Origin of the sequence: Shewanella sp. SW24, from assembly GCF_025653395.1 — a bacterium.
Lineage (GTDB): Bacteria > Pseudomonadota > Gammaproteobacteria > Enterobacterales > Shewanellaceae > Shewanella > Shewanella oncorhynchi.
The window spans coordinates 1-1,872 of the sequence record NZ_JAKKSH010000061.1 but is presented as its reverse complement, the minus strand read 5'-3'; the positions used below and the strand labels follow the sequence as shown (position 1 = coordinate 1,872).

Sequence of the window (1,872 nt, the reverse complement as noted above, 5' to 3'; positions counted from 1 at the left end):
TGGTTCAATGCCTGTTGTGGCTAGTTGGTTTACACGCACAGCAACAGGGCTGGGATAAGCATTTTCAGGCCAATACCATTGGGCATCGAACGGTACTCTCAACGATTCGCTTGGGATTGGAGGTACTCAGGCGGCCTGATTATCAAATCACGGAGAAAGAATTGCTGGCGGCCTGGGTATTATTCGCCAATCAGTTGCTCAAATATGGCTATGCTATGGCTGATTTATGAGGGGATCCTTCAGAGCAGAGCGTGTCACTGGAATGAGAGTGCTTAATTGTGTCGCTGGATTTATAGTTTCAACATCAAAACATCACTATATCAAGGAACTACTATGTACTTCATTGCTGCTTTTGGTTTAATGATGTTGTTATTAAGTCTAGTGATGGCTGTAAAGCCTGAGTCTTTCTCTAAGGGGATTATTTCATTTAGCGAGCAGCCCTACTTCCATATTGCTGAAGTGTTTAGCCGAGTTATTGCGGGTCTCATTTTTACCCATTACTCAACCGATACTCAGTTTCCACAGACCATTTTTGCGATAGGTATTGTATTATTCAGTGTTGGAATGGGCTTGGCGTTAACGCCTCCAAGGTTACATAGGAAGTTTGCGCTATGGTCTGCTCAATACTTCAACAATAAATTCCGTTTAATTGGTCTATTTTCCATCCCGCTATCTTTGCTACTTATATATTCTGCTGTTGGCGCCTAAAAAATAGTATGCAATCCAACAACAAGGATTTTGTCACAATAATTTAGTTTTAGCTAAAGCAATCGCAACTTGTAAAAAACAATGCTAAGGTAATGATTCGTATAACAAGTATTGCTTTATAAGCAGAATCTGTCGGAGAAAAAGGATGTTTATCAGATATATTTTAATGCTCACTGCCGTGCTGCTATGCCTTTACCCTGTTTGGGGATTAGTGAGCCCAGCAAGCTACTTGCAGGAGATATTAGAGGTTTATCCCAATGCGGAACAAGCCAGTCATACTCAAGTACGAATTACGGCGGCTATTTTATGGATAAGCAATCTGACGCTATCATTTGCGTTACTATTTATTGCAAAATTCATTAAACAACCTCAAACGTACAAATTCGCGAAAATATCGTCTATTGCATTAATTAGCTATCCATTTATTCTGACGATAACAGAGGCAATTTCTCACAGTATTCTATACCGCCACCTAGAACATCCTACGTTGACAATCGAGTTTTCAGCGCAAAAATTGTTCTATTTCGTATTTGGCCTGATCATTCTGGGAATTTATCAATCTCAACAAGAGTACAAACGCGCCAAAGAGAATGGTTAATTTATCAACATATTTTGAGGAAAAACCATTGAAGTTCTTTATCTCTTTTATCTTTGCTTTTCTTGGCTCAAAATTATTATTCAAATACTTCGATTTTCACTACGAAATTTTTAGCGACCCTTTTGATCCATTGAAATTTATTATTGATACGGGTGTGTTCGTTGTTATTTTTATATCAACACAGATACTGTATGAAAAATATTGGGAAAAACGAATAAACAAGAACAGACATAATTCCCCCAACTAATGCACATAGGGATAATGCGCAGGGGGACCATGAATAATATATGCTGTTAACACGCTCACAAGCGCTAAGCGCTGAAGGATCCCCTCATAAATCAGCCATAGCATAGCCATATTTGAGCAACTGATTGGCGAATAATACCCAGGCCGCCAGCAATTCTTTCTCCGTGATTTGATAATCAGGCCGCCTGAGTACCTCCAATCCCAAGCGAATCGTTGAGAGTACCGTTCGATGCCCAATGGTATTGGCCTGAAAATGCTTATCCCAGCCCTGTTGCTGTGCGTGTAAACCAACTAGCCACAACAGGCATTGAACCATCATC

General features: G+C 40.0%; 2 protein-coding genes and 2 pseudogenes. 3 read left to right on the top strand and 1 reads right to left on the bottom strand.

Annotated features, from left to right (window positions below; translation table 11 throughout):
• The 3 genes and pseudogenes from L5M17_RS22830 to L5M17_RS22820 all read left to right on the top strand — a co-directional run.
• Positions 1 to 230 (top strand): annotated as a pseudogene (locus tag L5M17_RS22830) (IS4 family transposase); the annotation flags it as partial.
• A 103-nt stretch (positions 231 to 333) separates the two neighbouring features.
• Complete coding sequence (locus L5M17_RS22825) at positions 334 to 708, top strand: hypothetical protein (RefSeq protein ID WP_113938872.1); 375 nt, start codon at positions 334 to 336, stop codon at positions 706 to 708.
• Positions 709 to 853: 145 nt separating this feature from the next.
• Positions 854 to 1,306, top strand: a complete 453-nt coding sequence (locus L5M17_RS22820; protein ID WP_219256083.1) for a hypothetical protein — start codon at positions 854 to 856, stop codon at positions 1,304 to 1,306.
• Positions 1,307 to 1,637: 331 nt separating this feature from the next.
• Here L5M17_RS22820 and L5M17_RS22815 read toward each other — a convergent pair.
• A pseudogene (locus tag L5M17_RS22815) lies at positions 1,638 to 1,872 on the bottom strand (IS4 family transposase); the annotation flags it as partial.

What these genes read in the sequence shown, in the direction of transcription:
- L5M17_RS22820 (WP_219256083.1), top strand. Translation starts at nt 854, where the DNA reads ATGTTTATCAGATATATTTTAATGCTCACTGCCGTGCTGCTATGCCTT.
- L5M17_RS22825 (WP_113938872.1), top strand. Translation starts at nt 334, where the DNA reads ATGTACTTCATTGCTGCTTTTGGTTTAATGATGTTGTTATTAAGTCTA.